The organism is Pseudomonadales bacterium (assembly GCA_024234165.1).
Taxonomy (GTDB): Bacteria; Pseudomonadota; Gammaproteobacteria; order Pseudomonadales; family UBA5518; genus UBA5518.
In genome coordinates this window covers 795,363-819,804 of sequence record JACKOP010000001.1, presented here as the reverse complement: position 1 = coordinate 819,804, position 24,442 = coordinate 795,363, and the positions used below count along the sequence as shown (strand labels likewise).

Annotated in this window: 19 protein-coding genes; 9 read left to right on the top strand and 10 right to left on the bottom strand. The window is 64.3% G+C overall.

What is annotated here, in order from left to right; all coding sequences use genetic code 11:
- The 6 genes from H7A12_03365 to H7A12_03340 all read right to left on the bottom strand — a co-directional run bounded on the left by H7A12_03365 (nucleotide 1) and on the right by H7A12_03340 (nucleotide 4,977).
- Nucleotides 1–186, bottom strand: a complete 186-nt coding sequence (locus H7A12_03365) for a hypothetical protein (GenBank protein ID MCP5319858.1) — start codon at nucleotides 184–186, stop codon at nucleotides 1–3.
- A 202-nt stretch (nucleotides 187–388) separates the two neighbouring features.
- Nucleotides 389–1,489 carry an NAD-dependent epimerase/dehydratase family protein gene (locus tag H7A12_03360; protein ID MCP5319857.1) on the bottom strand — a complete coding sequence of 367 codons (1,101 nt, stop codon included), beginning with the start codon at nucleotides 1,487–1,489 and terminating at the stop codon, nucleotides 389–391.
- Nucleotides 1,490–1,527: 38 nt separating this feature from the next.
- Nucleotides 1,528–2,466: a metallophosphoesterase gene (locus H7A12_03355; GenBank protein MCP5319856.1), complete on the bottom strand. Its 939-nt coding sequence runs from the start codon at nucleotides 2,464–2,466 to the stop codon at nucleotides 1,528–1,530.
- A gap of 23 nt (nucleotides 2,467–2,489) precedes the next feature.
- Nucleotides 2,490–3,569, bottom strand: coding sequence for an LPS export ABC transporter permease LptG (gene lptG, locus H7A12_03350; GenBank protein MCP5319855.1), 1,080 nt, complete (start codon nucleotides 3,567–3,569; stop codon nucleotides 2,490–2,492).
- Nucleotides 3,566–4,639, bottom strand: a complete 1,074-nt coding sequence (gene lptF, locus H7A12_03345) for an LPS export ABC transporter permease LptF (protein ID MCP5319854.1) — start codon at nucleotides 4,637–4,639, stop codon at nucleotides 3,566–3,568. The genes lptG and lptF overlap by 4 nt, the downstream gene beginning before the upstream one ends.
- An 83-nt stretch (nucleotides 4,640–4,722) precedes the next feature.
- Nucleotides 4,723–4,977 carry a hypothetical protein gene (locus H7A12_03340; protein MCP5319853.1) on the bottom strand — a complete coding sequence of 85 codons (255 nt, stop codon included), beginning with the start codon at nucleotides 4,975–4,977 and terminating at the stop codon, nucleotides 4,723–4,725.
- A gap of 251 nt (nucleotides 4,978–5,228) precedes the next feature.
- Here H7A12_03340 and H7A12_03335 point away from each other — a divergent pair, with 251 nt between their 5' ends.
- Both H7A12_03335 and H7A12_03330 read left to right on the top strand, forming a co-directional pair.
- Nucleotides 5,229–6,305 (top strand): TIGR03617 family F420-dependent LLM class oxidoreductase, encoded by a 1,077-nt coding sequence (locus H7A12_03335; protein MCP5319852.1) that lies wholly within the window; start codon nucleotides 5,229–5,231, stop codon nucleotides 6,303–6,305.
- Between the two features lie 74 nt (nucleotides 6,306–6,379).
- Complete coding sequence (locus H7A12_03330; GenBank protein ID MCP5319851.1) at nucleotides 6,380–7,270, top strand: META domain-containing protein; 891 nt, start codon at nucleotides 6,380–6,382, stop codon at nucleotides 7,268–7,270.
- A gap of 5 nt (nucleotides 7,271–7,275) precedes the next feature.
- On the opposite strand, the gene H7A12_03325 is transcribed toward H7A12_03330, so the two are convergent.
- From H7A12_03325 to H7A12_03310, 4 genes are all read right to left on the bottom strand, one after another.
- Complete coding sequence (locus tag H7A12_03325; GenBank protein ID MCP5319850.1) at nucleotides 7,276–8,832, bottom strand: DHA2 family efflux MFS transporter permease subunit; 1,557 nt, start codon at nucleotides 8,830–8,832, stop codon at nucleotides 7,276–7,278.
- Nucleotides 8,833–8,902: 70 nt separating this feature from the next.
- Nucleotides 8,903–10,147, bottom strand: coding sequence for an efflux RND transporter periplasmic adaptor subunit (locus tag H7A12_03320; protein MCP5319849.1), 1,245 nt, complete (start codon nucleotides 10,145–10,147; stop codon nucleotides 8,903–8,905).
- 42 nt (nucleotides 10,148–10,189) lie between these two features.
- Nucleotides 10,190–11,647 carry an efflux transporter outer membrane subunit gene (locus tag H7A12_03315; GenBank protein MCP5319848.1) on the bottom strand — a complete coding sequence of 486 codons (1,458 nt, stop codon included), beginning with the start codon at nucleotides 11,645–11,647 and terminating at the stop codon, nucleotides 10,190–10,192.
- Nucleotides 11,644–12,123 (bottom strand): MarR family transcriptional regulator, encoded by a 480-nt coding sequence (locus H7A12_03310; GenBank protein ID MCP5319847.1) that lies wholly within the window; start codon nucleotides 12,121–12,123, stop codon nucleotides 11,644–11,646. The genes H7A12_03315 and H7A12_03310 overlap by 4 nt, the downstream gene beginning before the upstream one ends.
- A 315-nt stretch (nucleotides 12,124–12,438) precedes the next feature.
- Here H7A12_03310 and H7A12_03305 point away from each other — a divergent pair, with 315 nt between their 5' ends.
- Genes H7A12_03305 through H7A12_03275 form a run of 7 tightly spaced genes read left to right on the top strand, consistent with a single transcriptional unit; the run spans nucleotide 12,439 to nucleotide 24,401 of the window.
- Nucleotides 12,439–14,955 (top strand): copper-translocating P-type ATPase, encoded by a 2,517-nt coding sequence (locus H7A12_03305; GenBank protein MCP5319846.1) that lies wholly within the window; start codon nucleotides 12,439–12,441, stop codon nucleotides 14,953–14,955.
- Nucleotides 14,951–15,097 carry a helix-turn-helix domain-containing protein gene (locus H7A12_03300; protein MCP5319845.1) on the top strand — a complete coding sequence of 49 codons (147 nt, stop codon included), beginning with the start codon at nucleotides 14,951–14,953 and terminating at the stop codon, nucleotides 15,095–15,097. The genes H7A12_03305 and H7A12_03300 overlap by 5 nt, the downstream gene beginning before the upstream one ends.
- Nucleotides 15,094–18,027: a DEAD/DEAH box helicase family protein gene (locus tag H7A12_03295; GenBank protein MCP5319844.1), complete on the top strand. Its 2,934-nt coding sequence runs from the start codon at nucleotides 15,094–15,096 to the stop codon at nucleotides 18,025–18,027. Before H7A12_03300 ends, H7A12_03295 begins: the two co-directional genes overlap by 4 nt.
- Nucleotides 18,024–18,860 carry a KilA-N domain-containing protein gene (locus H7A12_03290; protein MCP5319843.1) on the top strand — a complete coding sequence of 279 codons (837 nt, stop codon included), beginning with the start codon at nucleotides 18,024–18,026 and terminating at the stop codon, nucleotides 18,858–18,860. Before H7A12_03295 ends, H7A12_03290 begins: the two co-directional genes overlap by 4 nt.
- Nucleotides 18,857–20,557: a site-specific DNA-methyltransferase gene (locus H7A12_03285; protein ID MCP5319842.1), complete on the top strand. Its 1,701-nt coding sequence runs from the start codon at nucleotides 18,857–18,859 to the stop codon at nucleotides 20,555–20,557. The genes H7A12_03290 and H7A12_03285 overlap by 4 nt, the downstream gene beginning before the upstream one ends.
- Nucleotides 20,554–21,666 carry a DUF1016 domain-containing protein gene (locus tag H7A12_03280; GenBank protein MCP5319841.1) on the top strand — a complete coding sequence of 371 codons (1,113 nt, stop codon included), beginning with the start codon at nucleotides 20,554–20,556 and terminating at the stop codon, nucleotides 21,664–21,666. Before H7A12_03285 ends, H7A12_03280 begins: the two co-directional genes overlap by 4 nt.
- Entirely contained in the window at nucleotides 21,663–24,401 is a 2,739-nt protein-coding gene (locus H7A12_03275) for a DEAD/DEAH box helicase family protein (protein ID MCP5319840.1), read from the top strand. The genes H7A12_03280 and H7A12_03275 overlap by 4 nt, the downstream gene beginning before the upstream one ends.
- Nucleotides 24,402–24,442 lie beyond the last annotated feature (41 nt).

Genomic DNA, 24,442 nt, shown 5'->3' with positions numbered 1-24,442 from the left:
TCAGGCGTGTTGCCCACGCATGCGCTCGATATAGCGTTCGGCGCCGACACCGGCTTCCAGGCGGTTCGCGTAAGGTCCTTCCTGGGTCTTTTCGCGGGTCATGAAAAACCATTCACCGTTGACCTGGCAAAAGCGGTCTGAACGGAAATGGAATGGGTTCGTCTCACCAGTCCGGCGATAGTCGATCACGATTGTCGCACCTGCATTTGTGTTATTAGCTTAAGGCAAAATATGTACCGTAGTGTGAAATCGTCAAGCAAACCGATGTTTTTCAAGCAGTGTGCGGGGTGTGCACGGCAAGAGTGTCAAAAAAACTGACACTGCCGTCGACAACGGTGCCGTGCACGCTGTGGCTCACGGGTTGCGTCCAGCCCGGGAAGCGACGGAATCACGTCGGCAGGATGCGCAACTCCTGGTAGCGGCGTACGTATTTGCGCACCGTCTCGAGTGTGTCGACGCAGCCATGGAAGCCGGCCTGGCGCAGCTTGATGGTGCTGACCAGTCCCCAGCGCAGGGGGTTGTCGTCCGGCGCCGTGATGCCGATGTTGCTCATTTCCATCGAGCCGCTGAACAGCGCATTCACGTCTTCGGGTGCGTGCAATCCGTAGCGACGTACCATCGTGCGCCACAGATCCGCCATGGCCCGTACCTCACTGGCCGGGTCTATGGGGCGGGGGGCACCGAGCGGCATGCCGAAGCATTCGGCGACGACCGGAAACCATTCGCGTTGAGCCGCCACGTCGCCGTTCGAGATATTGAAGATCTGGTTGCGTGCGGCCGGTGATTCGGCTCCCCACTCGAGCGCCTCGGCGATCAGGTCCGCGTCGGTCATTTCGGTTGCCAGGGTCACGCCGGCGGGAATCGGCAGGTCGAGACCGGCTTCGCGACGCAGTGCTGCGTACAGCGGTGGCATCAGGGATGAATTCATCGGCGAGCCGATCGCGGCACCGGCGATGCCGACCGGACGCCACACCGTCCAGTGCCAGTCCTGTCCGCGCTGACGGTCCCAGATGTAGTCTTCCTGTTCGTAGTAGAAGTTCGGATACGGTACGCGTGGCAGGCACTCGCGCATCGGGATCGGCACGTCGAGCTGTGGCAGGTGACAACCGTAGGCCTTGGCACCATGCACCAGCGCCACGTGCTGCAGGCCCGTTGCAGCCCTGGCCAGCGGCTCGAACAGGTTCTGCAGCATCGCGGCGTTTATGGCGATCTGCTGCGGATCGGTCCAGCCCGCGTAGATGTTGTCGAGTTTTTCGGCAACCGCGGTGTAGACCACGTGCGTGATGTCGCTCATCGCGCCGAAGATCTGTGCGCAACGGCCTTGATCGGTCAGGTCGACCGCAACATGCTGTACGCCGGGTGGCATATCCAGCGGTGGACGTCTCGATACCGCCACCACATCCCAGTCCGGGAGCGCTCCGAAATGGCGTACCGCGGCGCTGCCGACCAGGCCGGATGCCCCGGCGACGATGACCTTTTTCCTGCCCATGAATCGCTCCTCTGAAGATCGGGTTGCGCCGTGTGCCGTCACGAGTGACGTGGCACGTCGAATGTCGCCAGCACACGCTGAACGAACGTTGCGGAAGATGTGTCGTGACGGCGTGCGTCGATACGCACGTGCCACCCGCCTGCGACCGGTTTCACGCTGCAGACATTGTATTCGGCCGGGTGCCTCGACAGTACACCGGCTGCAGACGCCGACGCGATGCCGAAGACCGGAATATCGCTGCCGGGCACCCGGATCGCACTCTGCAGTGCGCGGTGGCGGTGGCCGTGCAGTACCAGATCGACCGGCGTGCGCTGCAGCAGTGCGCACAGCTCGGGTGCGTCGACCAGCCGCTTGCGCCATTTTTCCTCGCCCGGCACGGGTGGATGGTGCAGCAGCAGCACGCGCAGCAGACCGCTGCCGCGCAGCTCGTGCAGCATCGTCTCGAGGCGTGCGAGCTGGGTGGCTCCCAGGCGTCCGATCGCCATGAACGGCGGTGCCGGAATCGCACTGTCGAGTCCGATGAAGGCGACGCCGCCGCGTACACGCAGCAGCGGGAAAACGTCGTCGGCAGCGCGCGCCGGCGCCGGTGCGTCGGAGCGCATGAATTCGCTCCACTGGCCGCAGGACTCCTCCCACGCGGTGTGTACGTAACGGTCGTGATTGCCGGGAATCACGGTGACCCGATCACCTGTGCCGATCGATTGCAGCCAGCGCCTGGCGCTGAGGAATTCCTCGGGCAGCGCGATGTTGGTCAGGTCACCGGTGATCACGATGTGGTCGGGCACCTGGGCGAGCAGGTCGGCACGCAACGCCGCGAGCACTTCCGGTCGATGTTCGTGGCGGCGCCGGTGCCGCCAGGACAGGTAACCCTGTGCGCGCTTGCTCAGGAGGCGGCGCCAGGGTATCGCTGCAAGATCCGACAGGTGCAGGTCGGAAAGATGTGCAAAGCGGAACGTGATGCCTGCGTGGTCTGTCATGGTGCGTCGTTGCGACAAACTGCTCAGTGTGGTCGGCGCGTGATCGTGGCAATGGCGAATGCGAGGCCGATCGCGATGCAGATCGGTACCAGGGCCACGACATTCTGCTGCAGGCCGAGCAGTTGGCCGCCGGTGTGCAGGATCTGTGTCAACAGATAGAAACCGACCCCGGCGACTGCGGCGCCGAGCACCCGCCAGCCGAAACCCGCGCTGCGTGCGCTGCCGAAGCCGCAGCCGAGCACTACCGACAGCAGTACCATCGCAGCCGCCGACAGCGGCAAGGTCGCCTTCTGCCAGAACGCCATGCGCACCTGTACATCGTCCTGTCCGGTCGCGTGCAGGTGATCCGCATACGCGAGCAGAGCACTCGGGGGCATGGCAGTGAGCGAGCGACCCAGCGCAGGCAGTTCCTCGGCTGACCAGAACGGCCCCATGTCGAGTTGCTCCAGTGAGCGCATGCCGATCCGGCCGGCATCGCTCCACTCCTTCAGCCGTACATCGCGCAGCGTCCACTCGCGGTTCTGCTGCACCTCGGCCGAAGCAGCGACGATCACGCGTGTCAGTCGGTGATCGGGAGCAAACTCGTACAGTGCGATGCCTTCCGGGATGTGACCGTCACGCAGCTTGCGTACGTTGAGAAACCGTCCGCCGCTGCGCGACCACAACCCGCGTCCGGCGACCAGGTCGAGGTTGCCGCTGCGGCGCACGGTGCGTTCGGCCTGGGCCTTCTGCAGCATCGGTGCCACCAGCCATTCGCCGGCGACGTAAAGGCCGGTGACGACGAGCAGCGTGGGCAATGCGGCCATGGCGAGCAGTTGTTGTCGCGAGATGCCGGCGCTGCGCAGCACGACCAGCTCGCTCGAGCGGCTCAGGTTCGCCAATGCGAGCACGGTGCCGAGAGCCGTGATCACCGGGGCGAGTTCGAGGACCCGCTGCGGCGTGGTCATCAGCACATACTGCAGTGCGTGCACGAAACGGTAGCGCTGGTCGAGATTGTCGAGCTCGCCGACCAGCGCCAGCAGGCCGAACAGCGCCGCCAGCACCGTGAACACGATCAGCCAGCTGCGCAGCAGGTGACCGGCAATGAAGCGTGTGATGATCACCGGCGAATCCTCGCGAGTCGCAGCCGTGGCACCGCGAACAGTGCCACCAGCAGCAGCAGCGGTGGCAGGTACGCGAGCAGCATGCCGGGGAATGCCGGGATGTCGCCGCTCTCGAGCGCATTGCGCACGCCGCTGACCAGCGCGAACAGCAGCATGTAGGCGCCGAGCGCCATTGCCAGCACGCCGCTGCGCGACTGGCGCGGGTTGGCGCGGCTCAGGGGCACCGCCAGCAGGCCGAGCAGCAGCGTCGCCAGCGGACTCGTCAGGCGCCATTGGTACTCGGCAATCTCCTTCGGGTCGCTGGAGCCCGCCAGGGTGGCGGTAGGCGCGGCCTTGCGACGGAAGCGCTCGATACGTTCTTCCTGCGGAAAGCGGATCAGGAAACTGCCGAAACGCGTTTCGACATCGCGCGGACCGTCGCGCTCGAGCAGGTACGTGTACCCGTCGAAGAACTCCACCGAACGCGACCCCTCGGCGTCCATGTCATGGATGCGTGCACGGGCGGCGGCAATCACCTGCGTGCGTGTACCGTGATCGACCTGCACGAACACGTTGCGCAACTCTTCCGCTTGCGGGTCGACTTCCTGCGTGTACAGCACGTAGCCGCCGCTTCCCATGTCGGTGAAGCTGCCGGCGCGGATGTTCGAGATGTCGAAACGGCTGATGCTCTGCTGTTCGAGTTCGTAGCTGTGTGCAAAGACCCATGGTCGCACCTGGATCGAGATCCAGCCGGCCAGCAGGGCACACACCAGAGCGAGCCTCGCGACCGCCCACAGCACGCGGGTCTCACCGACGCCTGCCGATTGCAGCGCAGTCATTTCGGAGTCGCGGTGCAGCCGTCCGACCGCAAACAGCACGGCCAGGAACAAGGTTGTCGGGATCAGCACCTCCAATGAAACCAGCGTGTTCAGGAAGATCAGCCTGGCCACGACCGGAGCGGCGATTTCGCCGGTGGCTGCCTCCGAGAGACGTACCGCGGCGCTGAACGCGATCGAGACGGTGGCCAGCATTGCCAGCCCGGAGGCAAATGGGCGCAGGATCTCCGACGTGATGTAGCGCTCGATCAGCATGGACGGTCTCGTTGAATGCACGGCGGAACCACTTTGCCGGCCCCATTGTAAAGAAGTGGGCTGGGCCTGGGGTGCGCAACCGATCAGAATCCCAGGCTGCGCTGCTCGGGCTGCCAGCGTTCCAGTTCGAGCCGGGCGGAACCGATCCCGAGATTGCGTACCCAGCGTGCCAGGGAATCGAGCGAACTCCAGGTCTTGATCGCACCTTTGGTAGTGAGCACGACGACGGTAGTGCCGGGCGTGTCCACTTCGACGTGAAAGCGTGCCCCGTCGGCGACGATCCTCAATCGCCGCAATGCACCGGCCTCGATCAGTACGCGCAGGGTGCTTTCATTCATGCTCTTGGTCCTCGGATAGGCCAGACTGGCGCACCATGCCGATGGCGGCTTCTTCGCAATGGGGCGGGATCGATCCGCAGGTTCGGTGTGTCGGTCTTGCGGGGCGGCATGAGGCGGCTCGTCGGTTGCGCGCAATGTAATGCCAAGCCAAAGCAGGAGGCAATACGAATCAGGCGTGCGGACGATGGACTCCGCTGCAGGTACCCTCGACAATCACGCTGAAACGCAGACTACCCGCATCAGAGCCAACCATGAAGATCGAAGCAACCATCACGGCACCCGGAACCATCGAGGAACTCGCCACCCACGCGCGTGAACTCGACGCGCTCGGTTACGACACATTGCTGGTGCCCGAGGCGGGTCATGATCCCTATCTGACGCAGATGATCCTGGCCGAGCATACCCGGAACGCGCGCATCGGCACCGGTATCGCGATCTCGTTTCCGCGCAGCCCCTTCGTCACCGCGCAATTGGCGTGGGACCTGCAGCGTTTTTCGCGCGGGCGCTTCGTGCTCGGTCTGGGCACCCAGGTGCGCGCGCACAACGAACGCCGCTACTCGACGCCGTGGCCATCGCCGCCCGGGCCCCGTCTGCGTGAATACATCCTGTGCGTCAGGGCGATCCACGAGCATTTTCGCACCGGTGCCAAGCCGGATTTCCGTGGCGAGTTCTACCAGTTCACACTGAGCAATCCGTTCTTCAATCCGGGGACGATCGAGGGTATCGGTCCGGTGCCGATCCACGTCGCGGCGGTCAATCCGTACAACTGCCGTCTTGCTGGCGAACTCGGCGACGGCATCCGCATGCACCCGCTGAACACGCCGGCGTACCTGCGCGATGTGATCCGCCCTGCGGTCGCCGAAGGTGCAGCGCGTGCGGGCAGGTCGCTGACGGACGTCGAGTTTGCGATCAATCCGTTCTTCGCGACCGGCAGCGACGCGCGCGAGCTGGCGGCATCGGTCGAGCTGATCCGCAAGCACGTCTCGTTCTACGCCGCCACGGCTGCGTACTCCGCCGTGATGCGCCATCACGGCTGGGACGATGTCGGCGAGCGGCTGGTGCAGTTGTCGCGCGCCGGGCGCTGGGACGAGATGCCCGCGCTGGTCAGTGACGGGATGCTCGAGACCTTCGCGATCATCGGCCTGCTCGACGAGTTGCCGCAGAAGCTCGTCGAACGCTGGGGTGGGCTGGTCGATGCGGTGAATGTGGTGTTCGGCCCGCCGTATGCGCACCTGCAAGCCCGACAGCGCGATCTGTTCGTGCGCCTCGGGCGCGTGCTTCCGGCCCTGCAGCAGATTCCCCCGTCGCACGCGGTCAGCCAGCAATGAGCAGGGTTTCAGAGAGCGTCGCAAGACATCGCGAGGCGCGTGCCAGAACCCTCGAATCGACAGGAGGGGTGCCAATGCTGCTTGCTCGCTTGCTGCGCTGTTTCATGATGCTGCTGGGTGCGCTGCCGCTGTTCGTGCTCGGCGAAGAGCACGTCGCGCAGACTGCCACAGGAACGGTCGCGGGCACGGTCGCGGATTGTCCCCGTCTGGCAGCGGCGAAGCGCTTCCACCCCACCCTCGATGTGTGCTTTGCGCAGGCGATTCGCGCCGGGGGTGAAGGCATGCAGGAGTTGCTGGCAACGGATTTTTCCTACAACACGGCGCGGGCCACCCGGGTGGACGGAGCCTTCCTGCGCGCCTGGCTGGCGAGTGCACAGAACCGGCGTGCGGACGTGCGTGTGGAGGATCAGCGGGTACGTGCGGCCGGTACGGTGGTGGTCACGGATGGCGTGATGGTCGCAACACCCGTCACGCCGGATGCGCAGGGAACACGCCGCTCGCGCTATCTGCATGTCTGGGTCAGGGAGAAGCGGCATGGCTGGCGTCTGCTCGCGCGTCAGGTCACCGAGCTGCCGGCCACGAACGATGGGCTGGGAGGTCAGGGACACGTTCCGCTGTCCGGGACCCACTGGCGTGTGCTCGAGCTCGCCGGTGAACGTATGGCAGTCGTCACCGACCATGAAGAGCCGCATCTGATCCTGCGGGCGGATGCGCCGCGCTATGCGGCGACCGCCGGCTGCAACCGCCTGATGGGTGGCTGGGAGGTCGATGGTGAGCGCATCGCGTTCAAGGATGGCGCCTCGACGATGATGGCTTGCTGGCCACCGCTCGATCGGCAGGAAATGCTGCTCACGCGCGTGCTGCAGGACGCCCGCCACTGGCGTATCGATGGCCGCAGACTGGAGCTTTCAGACGAACGTGGCGGGCTGATCGGCGTATTCGAGGCCCGGGGTTCGCGCGACTGACGATTTCAGTGCGCGCCACCGGTGTCTGCCGGCGCGCCAGCGTACGTCTTCCGGGCGAACCAGACGATCGATGTCAGCAGCAGGCACAGCAGTGCCGAGGCGGCAAACAGATCGTTGGCGCTCAGCATATAAGCCTGGTGTTCGATCAGCCGGTTGATGGATTCGAGGCCCTGTTCGCGGCTGAGACCAGCCGAGGAAAACAGTGAGAGCGCATCGTCGACGGGGATGCGCGCCGCATGGATCGACTCGGTCAGCCGGGCGTGGTGCAGGGCTGCGCGATCCTCCCACAGCGTGGTGTAGATCGACGTGCCGAAGGCACCCGCCGTGATCCGCACGAAATTGGACAGGCCGGTGGCAGAGGGTATGCGCTCGGGAGGCAGGCCGGAGAGCACCAGCGCCATCAGCGGCACGAAGAAGAATGCCATCGGGATGCCCTGCACGATCGATGGCAGCACCAGGGTGTACAGATCGGCCTGGGTGTTGAAGTGCGAACGCATCCAGAACGTCAGTGCGAAGCTCAGGAGCGCCACGGTAGCCAGCAGGCGCAGATCGACGCGATGCAGGTTCGCGCCGACGATGGGCGTCAGCACGATCGCGAGCAGCCCGACCGGTGCCATCAGCAGGCCCGCCCACGTCGCCGTGTAGCCCATGAACTCCTGCAGCCACAGCGGCAGCAGCACGATGTTGCCGAAAAAGATGCCGTAGGCCAGCGAGATGGTGGTCGTGCCGATCCAGAAGTTGCGGCGGGTGAAGAGCTGCAGGTCCACGATCGGGTGCTCTTCGCCGACTTCCCAGATCAGGAAGAAAACGAAGGTGACGGCCGCGACCAGTGCCAGCACGATGATGGTGGTGGAAGCGAACCAGTCGAGCTCCTTGCCGTTGTCGAGCATGATCTGCAGTGCGCCGACCCAGATCACCAGGCTGACGAGGCCGATGGCGTCGATCGGCAGCTTGCGGGTCGGTGACTCGCGATCGCGGTAGAGCAGCCAGGTGATGGCGATCGCAACCAGTCCGACCGGAACATTGATGTAGAAGATCCACGGCCAACTGTAGTTGTCGGTGATCGCGCCGCCGAGTACCGGCCCCATTACCGGTGCGACCAGGGTGGTCATCGACCAGAACGAGAGTGCGAGTCCGGATTTCGATGCGGGGTAGCTTTGCAGCAGCAGCGACTGCGACAGCGGGATCATCGGTCCTGCAACCAGTCCCTGCAGGGCACGAAAGGCCACCAGGAAGCCGAAGTTCGGCGCCAGGCCACACAACAGCGAGGCAACCACGAACAGCAGGATGCTGAGAGTGAACAGGCGCACCATGCCGAAGCGCTGCGTGAGCCAACCCGTCAGCGGAACCGAAATCGCGTTCGATACCGCAAAGCTGGTGATGACCCAGGTGCCCTGGGTCGGGCTGACGCCGAAGTCACCGGCGATCGCCGGAATCGAGACGTTGGCGATCGAGGAGTCGAGCACGTTCATGAAGGTGGCGAGCGACAGCGCGATCGTCCCCAGCACGAGCTTGCCGCCGGTGAGCGGCGGCGGGTTGAAGTTGGGTGCTGCGCCAGCCATGCCAGGGTGTGTCCGGGTGCGTCGGTTCTACTGGAAATCCATCGGCAGGCGCGAGTTCATGGCGTGCCGTTCAGCGTGCACGGCGCAAATGCACGTTACGCCCCAGATTGCGTGAAACGATGGCGTCGACGCGCTCGTCGGCGGCCGTGTCCAGGGCGTCGTAGACCGTGGTCACCGATGCCGGCTGGCTGCCCTGCGGACTGCCCGCTACGGCCGGCCCGCTACGGTCACGCACATCGACGGTGGCAGTCATCGACAGCCCGACGCGCAACGGGTGCTCCGCCAGTTCGCCTGCATCGAGCGCTACGCGCACCGGCACGCGCTGGACGATCTTGATCCAGTTGCCGGTGGCATTCTGCGCCGGCAGCAGCGAGAAGGCAGCGCCGGTTCCCGCACCCAGCCCGGCGATGTGGCCGTGAAATTCCGTGCCACGCCCATAGACATCGGCGGTCAGGGTCACGCGCTGCCCGATGCGCAGACTCTGCAGTTGCGATTCCTTGAAGTTCGCATCGACCCAGAGCTGCTCGAGCGACACGATAGCCATGATCGGGACGCCGACATTCACGCGCTGTCCGAGCTGGACGCTGCGTCTGGCGACGGTGCCGCCCAGTGGCGCGACGATCTCGCGGCGCTGGTGGGCGAGCCAGGCTTCGCGGTAGCGGGCAGCGGCAGCGAGCACGCGCGGGTGTGTCTCCACCGTCGTGCCGTCGGTCTGGGTCGTGTTCTTCAGCAGTTGCCCGCGCGCTTCGCTGAGTGCGGCGAGTGCTGCTGCGTGGGCCGATTCTGCCGTGGCAACGGCGCTGCGCCGATGTTGCAGATCCTCGACCGAGATCGCGCCGCCTTCGACCAGGTTCTTCCGCCGTGCAAGGTCTGCCTGCAGTCGTGCACGCTCGGTTTCGCTGCGCTTCAGATCGGCTTCGCGTGCCTTCACCAGGGCGCCCAGCGCCTGGTTTTCCGCATACAGCGTACGCACCTCGCGTACGGTCTGGGCGAGCTGCGCCTCGGCTTCGTCCAGCGCCAGTTGCGAGTCGACGGGGTCGAGGCGCACCAGCGTCTGCCCGGCCTGCACGGTGTCCGTGTCTTCTGCATCGACGGCGATCACGGTGCCGGCGGCCAGCGGCGTGACCTGCACCACATGGCCCTGCACGTAGGCGTTGTCGGTAGAAACGAGGTGACGGGCAACCAGCAGCCAGTGCAGCGTGTAGCCGGCGCCGGCCAGCGCGCAGAGCAGGGCGAAGACGAGCAGGCGCGCCTTGCGCGGCTTGCCGTTGCGGGTGCCGGTGGTGCTTGCTTGCGGGGAGGTCGGGTCACTCATGGGTTTTCCGCAGGCAACAGAAGATGGCAGTAAGTGCGTGCATCAATCGGAACTCCCGTCGGCAGTCGGCGAGTGCGGCGGCGGATTCGCGTCTTGCGTGTAACCCCCGCCAAGCGCGCGGATCAGGCGTATGCGTGTGTCGAACCAGCGTGCCTGCAACTCGGTGAACTGCTGTAGCTGTGGGTGGACCTGCGCCTCGGCAGCAAGCACCTCGAGCCGGTCGCTGATGCCGGCAGCGTGGCGCCGCGAGCTGAGTGCGAGGGTGCGTTGCGTATGGGTCAGCACCGCGTGCTGGCGCTGCAACTGCGTCTGGATGGACTGCAGCGTGCTCAGTTCATCGGCAACGTCGCGCAAGGCGTTCAGCAGGGTGGCGTTGTAGCCGGCAATGGCCAGGTCGGTCTCGGCGCTGCGCGTGCGGTATTGGGCGCGCAACCGACCGGCATCGAAGATCGGCAGGTTGAACGCGATGCCGACGCCGGGCTGCCGGCTCGCGGCTTCGAACCAATGGTCGAGGGTGCCGATCGAGGAGTAGCCGACGAAAGCGCGCAGATCGATGTTCGGATAGAACGCTGCTCGTGCCGACGCCCGTTGATGTTCGGCCGCCTCGACGCGCCAGCGCGCGGCGGCCACATCGGCGCGGTGGCCGAGCAGTTCGACCCGCAGTGGCTGCGCCGGTGCAGGCGTGGTCAGCGCGGGCAGTCGTGCGTCGAGTTGCGCCAGCGCCTCGGGAGCCTTGCCGAGCAGGGCGGCCAGCGCGTGGCGCGTGATGTCGAGCTCACCATCGATGGCGGCCAGATCCCGCTGACTCTGTGCCAGTAGTGCCTCGATCCCGTCGAGATCGCTGCGCGGATCGATGCCCGCGACGTGGCGGCGCTGGATCAGCTCGTGCCGCTCGCGCTGCTGGCCGATGTGTCGCTGCAGCAGGCTGCGCTGGGCGAGCAGGCGCGCCACGTCGACATAGCGGCGGGCCACATCGCTGGCCAGCAGGATCCGCGCGGCCTGGTGGTCTGCGGCGGCTGCCTGTGCCGAGCCGAGGGCGGCCTGCAGCGCCTCGCGGTTCTTGCCGAAGAAATCCAGTTCCCACAGCCCGTCGAGTGTCGCTTCGTTGACCGTGGCCGTGGTGCCGCCAAACGGCGGCGGAACCTGGCCGCGCTCGGTGAACCGCATGCGCGTGACTTCAGCCGTCGCGTCGAGGCGTGGCCAGCGTTCGCCCGCAGCCATTTCCGCGAGTGCGGCAGCGCGCGCCAGTCTGGCCCGGGTCGCCTGCAGGTCGGGGTTGTCCGCCAACGCCTGGTCGATCAATCCGGCCAATGCCGCGTCGGCGAATTCGCGCCACCAGTCGACACGCGGCCAGACGTCTGCCTGTGCCGCGGGCGTCGTGGACTGCAGCTCGCCGATCTCCAGCGTCGTCAGTGTCGGTGCAATGCCCGCATGGTTCGCGCAGGCCGACAGCGCGAGCGGAGCCAGACAGGTGCACAGACGCCGCAGCAGTGGCTTCATGGAAGTTCCGCTTCGGCGAGAGCCCGCAGGTTGGTGGTGGCGCGGTCGAGGTAGTCCTTGAAGCGGGCGAAGTCCTGGGTCGAAAACCCCTGCAGGAGGTGATTGGCCATCTCGCTGATGATTCCGGGTATCTGGTCGGCGACGCGCCTGCCCTCGGCGCTCAGCTCGAGGAGGACGACGCGACGGTCGTCGCGTGAGCGGGTGCGGCGAACCAGTCCCTTGTGCTCGAGGCGGTCCAGCAGGCGTGTCACTGCCCCCGTATTCAGATTGGCTACGCGCGCGATGTCCGCCGCCGTCGTGCAGCTTCCCTGCTGCAGCAGCAGCATCGGCTTCCATTGTGCATCGGTCAGGCCGAGATCGACCATGCGCCGATCGATCTCGCGGCTCAACAGTTGTCCCAGCCGGTTGACCAGGAAGCCGACGCTGCCTTCGAGCGTGTAGGTGTCGGCCCGGTAGAAAGCCGGTGTCTCATGCATGACTGGCTGCTTGCGTAATTACTGCCGCGGCAATTATCTGCGGGGCCAGCGTGTGGATCAACCCGGTTGCGGTACGGGTTGCGTCGGTGTGCGGGTGTGCCGAGGCTGTCGCAAAAGTCTCCGATCGTCGATGCGGGCAGCGCGGGACGATGCCTTCGCACCGGTGGGACGCCGTAAATGCATCCCTGCAGGCTCGAGTGCCGCATCCCTGCGGCACACGCCCCCCGATGCAAAGACATCGCCCCACGCTTCACGGCGTTTTGCGACAGCCTCGGCAGCGCGACGCAAGCCGCTTGTTTCGTGTAGTCTCGCCGCATGAACACACGCACTGCTCCCCTGTCGCGTACGCCGGACGAAACGCCGGAAACTGCGGCGTTTACGTACACACTGCCGGTGGACGGCATGTCCTGCGCGTCCTGCGCGGCACGCGTCGAGAAGGCGCTGAAGGCCGCACCCGGGGTGGCCGACGCGGCCGTGAACCTGGCCAGCGAAACGGTGACGTTGACGCTGGGCACGCCAACCGCAGCACTGGAGCCCGTCGTCGCGGCGGTCGAGCAGGCAGGTTACGCGGTGCCGCGACCGACGCTGGATTTCAGCGTCGACGGCATGAGCTGTGCCTCGTGCGTGGCGCGTGTCGAAAAGGCGCTCGCGGCTGTACCCGGCGTGCTGGCTGCCGAGGTCAACCTGGCGTCCGAGTCGGCACGCGTCACCGTCATTGCACGTGCCGACGATGTGCCGGCACGGCGTGCCGAACTCATCGCCGCCGGCACGCGTGCCGGCTATGCCATGCACGACCGGATCGCTGCAGACCCATTTGGTGCAGCCAGTGTGCAGGGCGGCTCCGATGCACGAAGGCGTACGGCATTCACGCTCGATGAGCGCGCGCGTGTCGTGCTTGCACTCGTGTTGTCCGCACCGCTGGTGTTGCCGATGCTCGCGATGCCTTTCGGCGTGCACTGGATGCCACCGGCGTGGGTGCAGCTTGCGCTCGCCACGCCGGTGCAGTTCTGGCTCGGCGCGCGTTTTTACCGTGCTGGCTGGAAGGCGCTGCGCGCCGGCACCGGCAATATGGATCTGCTGGTGGCGATGGGCACCAGTGCGGCCTTCGGCCTGAGCGTCTACGAAGGCTGGTTGTCACCGCGTGCGGGTGAAATGCCGCACCTCTACTTCGAGGCTGCTGCAGCGGTGGTGGCGCTGGTGCTGCTCGGCAAGTGGCTGGAATCGCGTGCCAAGCGCCAGGCGACGGACGCCATCCGTGCGCTCCAGCGTCTGCGTCCGCTGTCGGCGCGCGTGCGTCGTGATGGTATCGACCGCGATGTGCCGATCGACGAGGTGCGCGTCGATGATCTGGTGCTGGTGCGTCCGGGTGAGCGGCTGCCGGTGGACGGCGTCGTGGTCGAGGGTGCCAGTCATGTCGACGAATCACTGATCACCGGTGAGAGCCTGCCGGTGGCGCGCGGCGTCGGTGAGCGTGTTACCGGCGGTGCGTTGAATGCCGAGGGGCTGCTGATCGTACGCACGACCGCGGTGGGGGCGGAGTCGACGCTGGCGCGTATCGCGCGACTGGTCGAATCGGCGCAGGCGCGCAAGCCGCCGGTGCAGCGTCTGGTCGATCGTGTCAGCGCCGTGTTCGTGCCGGCAGTGGTGCTGGTGGCGCTGGTCACGCTGCTGGGCTGGGGGCTGATCGGGCAGGACTGGACGCGGGCGGTGTTGAACGCCGTGTCGGTGCTCGTGATCGCCTGCCCCTGCGCACTCGGGCTGGCCACGCCGGCCGCGATCATGGCGGGCACCGGTGTGGCGGCACGCCACGGCATCCTGATCAAGGACGCGGAGGCGCTGGAGCTGGCCCGCACGGTGCGCGTGGTCGCCTTCGACAAGACCGGTACGCTCACCGAGGGCAAGCCACGGTTGCTGGAAATCCTGGCGGCGCAGGGCGGCCGAAGCGACGTGCTGCAGGCAGCGGCGGCGTTGCAGGCGGGCAGCGAGCATCCGCTGGGACGGGCCGTGGTGCGGACGGCGGCCGACGCAAACCTGCAGGTCCCGCTCGCCGAAGACATACGTGCCGTGCCCGGGCGAGGTGTGGTCGGGCGCGTGGACGGACGTGTGCTCGAGCTGGGCAGCACCCGCTGGATGAGCGAGCGTGGTGTCGCACTCGGTGAACTGGAAGCGCGCGCGGACGGGTTCCAGCGCGTGGGGCGCACGGTGTCGTGGCTGGTCGAAGCCGCTGCCGTGGATGCTGCTGCGCTCCAGGCACCGAGTCTGCTCGGGCTGCTGGTTTTCGGTGATGCACCGAAGGCCGGTTCTTCGGCCGCCATTCGGCACCTGCACGGCATGGGTTTGCGCACCGTGCTGGTGTCCGGTGACAACGCCGGCAGCGCTGCTGCCGTGGCGGCACAGCTCGGTATCGGCGAGGTGCGTGCCGACGTGTTGCCGGCCGACAAGGCACGCATCGTCGAGGAGCTCAAGGCGGGCGGCGTACACGTCGCGATGGTGGGCGACGGCATCAACGACGCACCGGCGCTCGCCGCAGCCGACGTCGGCATCGCGATGAGTGATCTGCACGGTGGCGGCACCGATGTGGCGATGCACGCTGCGGGGCTGACGCTGATGCGGGGCGATCCGGGGCTGGTGGCGGATGCCATCGAGCTGTCGCGCCGCACCACGCTGAAGATTCGCCAGAACCTGTTCTGGGCCTTCGTGTTCAACGCGGTGGGCATCCCGCTGGCGGCCTTCGGTGCACTGAGTCCGGTGATCGCCGGCGGCGCCATGGCCTTCAGCAGTTTCTTCGTCGTCAGCAACGCGCTGCTGCTGACGCGCTGGAAGCCGCATTGATCCACCCCGTGTGAGCGCGCCCGGCGGGGAGATTCCGGCGTTCAAGTTCGGTGGAACGTGGCGTTTCCGGCGTTCCGAACTGGACCGCTGGATCGCCGCCCGCATCAACGAGAACGAGACGAAGCCCAAGGGACGGAAATGACGCAACCACTGCTGACGCCGCATCAAAGCCGGTACGTCGCGTGGCTGCTCACCCGCCGCGCGGCAGGCGACACCGTGGAATCGCTGGCCTCGACACTGGTGGATGCACAGGTCGATCTCAACCCGCATCAGGTCGATGCCGCCCTTTTCGCCTGTCGCAATCCGCTTTCGCGCGGCGTCATCCTGGCCGACGAAGTGGGCCTCGGCAAGACCATCGAGGCGGGCTTGGTGATCTCGCAACGCTGGGCGGAGCGACGGCGCAGGATTCTGATCATCGTCCCGGCCAACCTGCGCAAGCAGTGGCATCAGGAACTGCAGGACAAGTTCAGCCTGCAGGGGCTGATCCTCGAAACCAGGAGCTACAACGCGATCCGCAAGCAGGAGCGGCAGAACCCGTTCCTGATGCCCCCTCACCGACAAACGGGCCCGATCATCTGCTCCTACCAGTTCGCCAAGGCCAAGGCCAACGACATCAAGGAGATCGAATGGGACCTGGTCGTTCTCGATGAAGCGCATCGCCTGCGCAACGTCTACAAGACCAGCAACGTCATCGCCAGGACGCTCAAGGAGGCAATGGCGCACGTCCATTCCAAGGTGCTGCTTACGGCCACGCCCTTGCAGAACTCGCTGGTGGAGCTCTATGGTCTCGTCAGCATCATCGACGACCGCGTCTTCGGCGACCTCGACAGCTTCCGCACGCAGTTCACCTCCAATGGCCGCGATCAAGCCCTCGGTGCATTGCGCGAACGGCTGGCCGCCGTCTGCAAACGTACCCTGCGCAAGCAGGTGCAGCCCTACGTCTCCTACACGGCGCGCAAGGCCATCGTGCAGGAGTTCACCCCGACGAACGAGGAACAGGAGCTCTCTCGCCTCGTCGCCGAGTACCTGCGCCGCCCCAACCTGCAGGCGCTGCCGCAGAGTCAGCGGCAGTTGATCTCGCTCGTCCTCTGGAAGTTGCTGGCGTCCAGCACACACGCGATTGCGGGCGCGCTGGAAACGATGTCCAAACGCCTGCAAGCCGTGCTCGACGCATCGCCCGTGGTCGATCTGGCGGACGAGCTGGACGAAGATTACGAGTCGCTGGATGAAACCGCCGAGGAGTTCGTCGATGGCGAGGACGACTCGGCAGCGGATGCGGCCGGGCCCAGCAAGGAGGAACGCGCCGCCATCACGAACGAGATCGACGAGCTGCGCCACTTCAAGCGGCTTGCCACCAGCATCCGCGACAACGCCAAGGGCAAGGCGCTGCTCACCGCCCTCGACAGGGCGTTCGCGGAGCTGGAACGCCTGGGCGCGGCCAGGAAGGCCATCATCTTCACCGAATCCAGGCGCACGCAGGATTACCTCCTGAGCCTGTTGGCTCAATCTTCCTATGCTGGGCCCTACGGCGACGGCATCGTCCTGTTCAACGGCAGCAACAGCGACTCCCGCGCGCAAGCCACCTACAAGGACTGGCTCAAACGCCACGCAGGCACCGACCGCATCACCGGCTCCAGGACCGCCGACACCCGTGCGGCACTGGTCGAGCACTTCAAGGAACGTGGCACGGTGATGATCGCCACCGAAGCGGGCGCCGAAGGCATCAACCTGCAGTTCTGCTCACTGGTCATCAACTACGACCTGCCGTGGAATCCGCAGCGCATCGAACAGCGCATCGGGCGTTGCCACCGCTACGGGCAGAAGCACGACGTGGTGGTGGTCAACTTCGTGGATCGCAGCAACGAGGCAGATGCCCGCGTGTACGAACTGCTGGCGCAGAAGTTCCAGCTGTTCGAAGGCGTGTTCGGGGCCAGCGACGAAGTGCTCGGCGCGATTGGCTCCGGCGTGGACTTCGAGCGCCGCATCGCCGATATCTACCAGAACTGCCGGAACCCGAGCGAGATCAAGGCCAGCTTCGAGCAGCTCCAGCTCGACCTCGCGGGCGAAATCAGCGAAGCGATGGTCAAGACGCGCCGGATTCTGCTGGAGCACTTCGACGAGGAAGTGCAGGACAAGCTCCGCGTCCGCGCCGAGGACAGCCGCAGCGCCCGCAGCCGCTTCGAACGGATGCTGATGGATCTGAGCCGGGCCGAACTGGGCGACTGCGCCCGCTTCGATAACGACGGCTTCGACCTGCTGCGCACGCCGGACGGCATCGAAGCCAGTGGACGCTCAGGCATCGACAGCGCTTCCATTCCATTAGGCCGCTACGAACTGCCGCGCCGATCCGGCGATGCCCACCTGTACCGCATCAATCATCCGCTGGCGCTGTGGCTCACGCAGCAGGCCAAGACCCGCGCGCTGGACGACGCCAAACTGGTGTTCGACTACGACGGACATGGCACCAAGGTCAGCACCTTGGAGCCGTATCGCGGCAAGGCCGGGTGGCTCACGCTGAAGCTGATCGAAGTTTCTGCCCTGGGCAACCAGGAGCAGCATCTGCTGGTGGCTGCCACCACACACGAGGGCGCCACGCTCGCCGAAGAAGACCCGGAGAAGCTGTTGCGCCTGCCTGCGACTTTGCTGCCGGCGGGCCTGTTCAACGACGCGGGCAACGCCACCTTGGTCGCCGACGTGGCAAGCCGAAAGGTCGAACTGCTGCGGGCGATCAATCAACGCAACCTCGGCTACTTCGAACAGGAAGTGCAGAAGCTGGATGCCTGGGCGGACGACCTGAAGCTGGGCCTCGAGCAGGAGATCAAGGAGATCGACCGCGAGATCAAGGAGGTGCGTCGCACGGCGGCGACCTCGCCCACGCTGGAAGAAAAGCTGGCGCACCAGAAACGCCAGCGCGACCTGGAAGGCAAGCGCAGCAAGCTGCGCCGCGAACTGTTCATCCGGCAGGATGAAGTCGAAGCGCAGCGCAACGACCTCATCGGCCAGTTGGAAGCGCAGCTACAGCAGCAGGTGGAAGAGCGCGTGTTGTTTGCCATCGAATGGGAGTTGAAATGAAAAACCGCATCATCACCGTGAAAGACACGCAGGTAACAGTGAGTGACTGGCAGGGTCAGGACTACATCTGTCTGACCGACATGCTGAAAGCCAAAGATGGCGATTTTTTTATCTCGGACTGGTTGCGCAACAGGAACACGGTCGAGTTTCTCGGCATTTGGGAATCCATCTTCAACCCGGCGTTTAATTCCGGCGAATTCGCCATAATTAGAAGCCAGGCAGGGCTGAACAGCTACAAGCTCAGTGTCAAAGAGTGGGTTGAGAAGACGGGCGCCATTGGGCTACAGGCCAAGGCTGGACGCTACGGCGGCACCTATGCCCACAAGGACATTGCCTTCGAATTCGGAATGTGGATCAGCCCCGAGTTCAAGCTCTATCTGATCAAGGAATTCCAGCGCCTCAAGGACGATGAAGCCCGCGCCACCTCACTGGAATGGAACTTCCAGCGCACACTGGCCAAGGTCAACTACAAAATCCATACCGACGCCATCAAGGCAAATCTCATTCCCAGCCGTTTGAGCCAGGCGCAAACCAGCGTGGTCTATGCCACGGAGGCAGACTTGCTCAATGTCGCCTTGTTTGGTCACACCGCCGCCCAGTGGCGGCAAGCCAACCCAAATGAAACCGGCAACATGCGCGACAGCGCCACACTGGAGCAACTGGTCGTGCTCTCCAATCTGGAAAGTCTGAATGCAGTGCTGATCCACCAAGGCATCGCACCTGCCGAACGCCTGCAACAACTCAACGCCATTGCCATCACGCAAATGCAATCCCTGCTTGGCAACCCTGCCTTGCAGCGTTTGCCCGGCACGGCACAGAAGGTTTTGAAATGAGTGACAAGAGAAAACTAGAGCTCACATGGATCGGCAAGGACAAGCGCCCCAGGCTGGAGCCGCGCATCCTGCTCGAAGACCCGGCCAAGTCGTACCACGCCAGGCAGCGCGTGACGGAGAACGACATCTTCGACAACCGGCTGATCTTCGGGGACAACCTGCTGGCGCTGAAGGCGCTGGAGCAGGAGTTTTCTGGTCGGGTGAAATGCGTGTTCATCGACCCGCCGTACAACACCGGCAGTGCTTTCACGCACTACGATGATGGGTTGGAACACTCGATTTGGCTGGGACTGATGCGGGATCGACTGGAGATCATCCGACGCCTGCTGTCCGAGGATGGCTCGTTGTGGATCACGATTGATGACAACGAAGCGCATTATTTGAAGGTGTTGTGCGATGAAGTGTTTGGACGAATCAACTTCGTCTCGAACGTCGTCTGGCAAAAGAAGTACACGATTTCGAACGATGCCAAATGGTTAGCAGACACCCACGACCACGTGTTGATCTATACAAAGGTCAAGGAGTCGTGGCGGCCGAATCGACTTGAGAGAACGGCCGCAATGGATGCCCGGTACCGTAATCCAGATAGCCATCCAAAAGGCCCGTGGAAGTCCACGCCGCTGTATGCCAAACGTACCGGCTCAGAGAAGGAGCAAGCGTTTTCATTCACGTTCAAGAATGGCGTCGTTTGGACGCCTCCACGCGGTGCGTCGCCACGGTTCCCAGCCGACGCTCTGCGTGAGATGGATCGCAACAACGAAATCTGGTTCGGGAGCGATGGCGCAGCATCACCCTCCAGGAAGACGTTCTTGCGAGACCTAAAGCTATCAGCTCCGCCTGCTCCTACGATCTGGTTGCACACCGACGCTGGCAACAACCATGAGGCTCGGGAGGAGGTCAAAGCGATCAATCCCGACGACCCATTTGCTACACCTAAGCCAGAGAAGTTGCTTCAGCGAGTCCTGGCCCTAGCCACCGATCCGGGCGATCTCGTGCTGGACTCCTTCGCCGGCTCAGGCACCACTGGCGCAGTTGCTCAAAAAATGGGCCGCCGCTGGATCATGGTCGAACTGGGCGAGCACTGCCACACGCACATCATTCCGCGTCTCAAGAAAGTGATCGACGGCGAGGATCCGGGCGGTATTTCAAAGGCGGTGAGCTGGCAAGGTGGTGGCGGTTTCCGCTACTACAGCCTCGCACCTTCGCTGATCGTCAACGATTGCTGGGGCAACCCGGTCATCAACCCGGAGTACAACGCCGCTCAACTGGCCGAGGCGCTCGCCAAGCTGGAAGGCTTCAACTACGCACCCTCCGAGGTGCAGTGGTGGCAGCACGGCCACTCCAGCGAGCGCGACTTCATCTACGTCACCACGCAGAACCTGAGCGCCGAGCAGTTGCAGGCGCTGTCCGAGGAAGTGGGCTTCGAGCGAAGCCTCCTGGTGTGCTGCTCGGCCTTTCACGGTGTGAGCGCCGCACAGGCGGGTGAGCGCTGGCCGAACCTGACGCTGAAGAAGATCCCGAAAATGGTGCTGGCCCGCTGCGAATGGGGCCACGACGACTACAGCCTGAATGTGGCGAATCTGCCGATGGCGAAGTCGGAGCCGCAAGCGCCTGCCCCGCAAACCATCGGAAAAGGCCGAGCCAAAAGAACCGCGCCCATAGCAGATTTGTTCGGTGTTGGGGAGGGCGAGGCATGAGCAAGAAAATTGCGACTTTCCCGCCGGACTATGCCGACTGGCTGACCGATCTCAAGACCCGCGTGACGGCAGCCCGCCAGCGTGCGGCGCTGGCGGCGAATGCGGAACTGATTCGCCTCTACTGGCAGATTGGCCGGGACATTCTGGAACGGCAGGCCCGACAGGGCTGGGGCAGCAAGGTCATTGAGCGGCTGGCGCGTGACCTGCGCGAAGCCTTCCCGGAGATGAAGGGATTCTCCAGCAGCAACGTGAAATACATGCGCTATTTCGCCGAGCACTGCCCCGACATCCGATTTGGTCAGCAGCCTGCTGACCAATTGCCGTGGTTCCACCTCGTCACCCTTCTGACCAAGGCTCAACCCGCCGACCGCGAATGGTATGCCCGCAAGGCGATCGCGGAAGGCTGGTCGCGCACGACGCTGGAGCTCCACATCCGCAACCGCCTGCTGGAACGCCAGGGACAGGCCATCACCAACTTTGATGTCCGTCTGCCCGCACAGCACTCGGAACTGGCGCACGAGACGTTGAAAGACCCGTATCTGTTCGACTTTCTCGGTCTGGGCGACGACGCCCACGAGCGCGAGATCGAGAACGCCTTGGTGCGGCACATCACCAGGTTCCTGCTGGAGTTGGGTAGCGGCTTTGCCTTCGTGGGGCGCCAATTTCGGCTGGAGATCGAGGACGATGAATTTTTCATCGACTTGCTTTTCTACCATACGCGCCTGAAGTGCTATGTCGTGGTAGAGCTGAAGGCCACGGCCTTCAAGCCCGAACATGCCGGGCAATTGAACTTTTACCTGACCGCCGTGGACAAGCAGGTCAAAGCACCCGACGACAAGCCCACCATCGGCCTTCTGCTGTGCAAGACAAAGAAGCGGACGGTTGCGGAATATGCACTATCCGGCATTGACAAGCCGATTGGCGTGGCCGAATACGCACTCGTGCGTGCTCTGCCTGAAACGCTGGTCACCAGTTTGCCGACGGTGGAGGAATTGGAAAGCGAGCTGGAGGCGATCGATGGCCTGCCTGAACACGATGCAAAGGATGAGCAGGCAGTTATTCGAAATCCTCGAATAACTGGCAGCCAAGATGAGGGGGATGAGCAATGAGCACCCGCGTACAAAGCCACATCACCGGACGTTTGTCGCTGCGCGCGCCGCAGGCTGAATCGCTGGCCAGATTGAAACAGGCGCTGGATGCCGCGCCGGAAATGCTGGGCCATGAGCGTGATGTGGCCGCCATTCTTTCCACATTGAAGGCGCAGTTCCCGACGTTGGAAGACTTCGAGCGCGAGTTCCCCTCGCTGTGCTTCGCGCTGGCCACGGGCGTGGGCAAGACGCGTCTGATGGGCGCGTTCATCGCCTACCTGCATCTGGCACACGGCATCAACAACTTCTTCGTGCTCGCACCCAACCTGACCATCTACAACAAGCTGATCACGGACTTCACGCGCAACACGCCCAAGTACGTGCTCAAGGGCATCGCCGAGTTCGCGCAGCAAGCGCCGCTGATCATCACGGGCGACAACTACGACCAGACCGGTGCGGCGGTGGACGATCAGTCGATGGGCTTTGCCCACGATGTGCGCGTCAACATCTTCAACATCTCCAAGATCAATTCCGAAGTGCGTGGCGGCAAGGAGCCGCGCATCAAACGGATGCGCGAGGTGCTGGGCGACAGCTACTTCAACCACCTGGCGAACCTGCCCGACCTGGTGCTGTTGATGGACGAATCGCACCGCTATCGGGCCAGTGCCGGGGTGCGGTCGATCAACGAGCTGAAGCCGCTGTTCGGTCTGGAGCTGACGGCAACGCCGTTCGTGGAATCCGGCAAGGGGCCGGTGCCGTTCAAGAACGTGGTGATGGACTACCCGCTGGCGCGGGCGATGGAAGATGGCTTCGTCAAGGAACCGGCGGTCGTCACCCAGCGCAACTTCAAGGCCAGTGACCACACGCCGGAAGAAGTCGAGAAGACCAAGCTGGAAGACGGCGTGCGCCTGCACGAGACCACCAAGGTCGAGTTGCTCACCTACGCCCGCGAGAACGGGGTCAAGCCGGTAAAGCCGTTCATGCTCGTCATCGCACGCGATACCACGCACGCGGGGCAACTTTTGGCGCTTCTGGAATCGGAAGCGTTTTACGAGGGGCGCTACGCGGGCAAGGTGATCCAGGTGGATTCCAGCCGCACAGGTGCGGAAGAAGAAGAGATGATCACGCGCCTGCTGGCCGTGGAGAGCGTGGACGAGCCGACCGAGATCGTGATTCACGTCAACAAGCTCAAGGAGGGTTGGGACGTGACCAACCTCTACACCATCGTCCCGCTGCGCGCCGCCAATGCCCGCACGCTGATCGAGCAGAGTATCGGGCGCGGCCTGCGCCTGCCCTACGGCAAGCGCACCGGTGTGGCGGCGGTGGATCGCCTGAACATCGTTGCCCACGACAAGTTTCAGGAAATCATCGACGAGGCCAACCGTGGCGATTCGCCGATCCGGCTGAACCAGGTCATCTTGGATGCACCTTCTGCCGACGATAAGAAGGTGAGCGTGCAGGTCGCATCGGGCGCAGCAACGCTGCTTGGTCTGATGGACGCTGCGCCCGCAGTTTATTCGGCCTCGGCGGCCGCCAATGGCGGTGAGGTAAAACCAGCACCAACGCCGATCTTCACCACCGAGGCGGAGAAGCAGGCGGCGCGGATGGTGATGGAGGTCATTGCCAAGTACGAGGTCAGGCGTGATCTGGTGCCAACGAGCAGCGCACTGCTCACGTCCGAAGTGCAGCAGGTTATTCAGGCTGAAGTGGCGGAACGTTTGCGCCCACTGCAGGGCAGCCTGCTGGCGGGTGTGGATGAATCTGCTCCAGCGCTCGATCTGTCTTCCGTGGTGGCCAAGGCCGCTGAGATCGTGGTGCAGCAGACCATCGACATTCCGCGCATCGCCGTGGTGCCCCAGGGTGAGGTGACGACCGGCTTTCGCTCGTTCTCATTGGACGTGAGCCAGTTTCGCCTGCAACCGGGTGAGCGCGAGATCATTGGTCAGATGCTGCGCACCAACGAGCAGTTCACGCTGGCGGCGGAGATCGGCCTGAAGGAGCAGCGCCCGGAGGACTACATCGTCCACGCGCTGGTGGACTTCGACGACATCGACTACTTCACCCACGCCGACCTGCTCTACGACCTCGCGGGCCAGATGGTGAAGCACCTGCAGAGCTACCTGTCAGAACCCGATGCACTCAACGTGCTGGATGGGCAACGAAAGACCATCGCCAATGAAATCCACGCACAGATGATGGCGCATTTCTTCGAGGAGGCGACCGAGTTTGAAGTGCAGGTCAGTCGCGGCTTCACGGAACTCAAGCCCTGTAACTACACGGCCACGGCGGGACAAGCGCCGCGCCACTACCGCGAAACCGTGGACGACGTTGGCCGTATCAAGACGATGTTGTTCGGCGGGTTCAGCAAGTGCCTGTACCCGCTGCAGAAGTTCGACTCGGACACCGAGCGCCGTTTCTCCGTCATCCTCGAACGCGACGCCAGCAAGTGGTTCAAGCCCGCGAAGGGGCAGTTCCAGATCTTTTACAAGCTGGGTACCGAGCAACCGGAATACGTTCCCGACTTCGTGGTGGAGATGGATTCGTTCATCCTCCTGGCCGAGACCAAGAAGCGGGACGACCTGAAGTCTGACGAAGTCGTCGCCAAGGCTGCTGCGGCGGTGCGCTGGTGCCGGTACGCTTCGGATCACGCCAGGAGCGTTGGTGGCAAACCGTGGAAATACCTCCTGGTGCCCCACGATGAGATGGCTGAATCAAGGCGTCTGGCCGAGTTGCTGCGCTTCGAGCAGCAGGAGTGAGGCGGATTGCCAGGCGAAGCAAGGACAGCGGCACACCACGG

What these genes read in the sequence shown, in the direction of transcription:
- H7A12_03360 (MCP5319857.1), bottom strand. Translation starts at nt 1,489, where the DNA reads ATGGGCAGGAAAAAGGTCATCGTCGCCGGGGCATCCGGCCTGGTCGGC.
- H7A12_03355 (MCP5319856.1), bottom strand. Translation starts at nt 2,466, where the DNA reads ATGACAGACCACGCAGGCATCACGTTCCGCTTTGCACATCTTTCCGAC.
- lptF (MCP5319854.1), bottom strand. Translation starts at nt 4,639, where the DNA reads ATGCTGATCGAGCGCTACATCACGTCGGAGATCCTGCGCCCATTTGCC.
- H7A12_03340 (MCP5319853.1), bottom strand. Translation starts at nt 4,977, where the DNA reads ATGAATGAAAGCACCCTGCGCGTACTGATCGAGGCCGGTGCATTGCGG.
- H7A12_03335 (MCP5319852.1), top strand. Translation starts at nt 5,229, where the DNA reads ATGAAGATCGAAGCAACCATCACGGCACCCGGAACCATCGAGGAACTC.
- H7A12_03330 (MCP5319851.1), top strand. Translation starts at nt 6,380, where the DNA reads ATGCTGCTTGCTCGCTTGCTGCGCTGTTTCATGATGCTGCTGGGTGCG.
- H7A12_03325 (MCP5319850.1), bottom strand. Translation starts at nt 8,832, where the DNA reads ATGGCTGGCGCAGCACCCAACTTCAACCCGCCGCCGCTCACCGGCGGC.
- H7A12_03320 (MCP5319849.1), bottom strand. Translation starts at nt 10,147, where the DNA reads ATGAGTGACCCGACCTCCCCGCAAGCAAGCACCACCGGCACCCGCAAC.
- H7A12_03315 (MCP5319848.1), bottom strand. Translation starts at nt 11,647, where the DNA reads ATGAAGCCACTGCTGCGGCGTCTGTGCACCTGTCTGGCTCCGCTCGCG.
- H7A12_03310 (MCP5319847.1), bottom strand. Translation starts at nt 12,123, where the DNA reads ATGCATGAGACACCGGCTTTCTACCGGGCCGACACCTACACGCTCGAA.
- H7A12_03305 (MCP5319846.1), top strand. Translation starts at nt 12,439, where the DNA reads ATGAACACACGCACTGCTCCCCTGTCGCGTACGCCGGACGAAACGCCG.
- H7A12_03295 (MCP5319844.1), top strand. Translation starts at nt 15,094, where the DNA reads ATGACGCAACCACTGCTGACGCCGCATCAAAGCCGGTACGTCGCGTGG.
- H7A12_03290 (MCP5319843.1), top strand. Translation starts at nt 18,024, where the DNA reads ATGAAAAACCGCATCATCACCGTGAAAGACACGCAGGTAACAGTGAGT.
- H7A12_03285 (MCP5319842.1), top strand. Translation starts at nt 18,857, where the DNA reads ATGAGTGACAAGAGAAAACTAGAGCTCACATGGATCGGCAAGGACAAG.
- H7A12_03280 (MCP5319841.1), top strand. Translation starts at nt 20,554, where the DNA reads ATGAGCAAGAAAATTGCGACTTTCCCGCCGGACTATGCCGACTGGCTG.
- H7A12_03275 (MCP5319840.1), top strand. Translation starts at nt 21,663, where the DNA reads ATGAGCACCCGCGTACAAAGCCACATCACCGGACGTTTGTCGCTGCGC.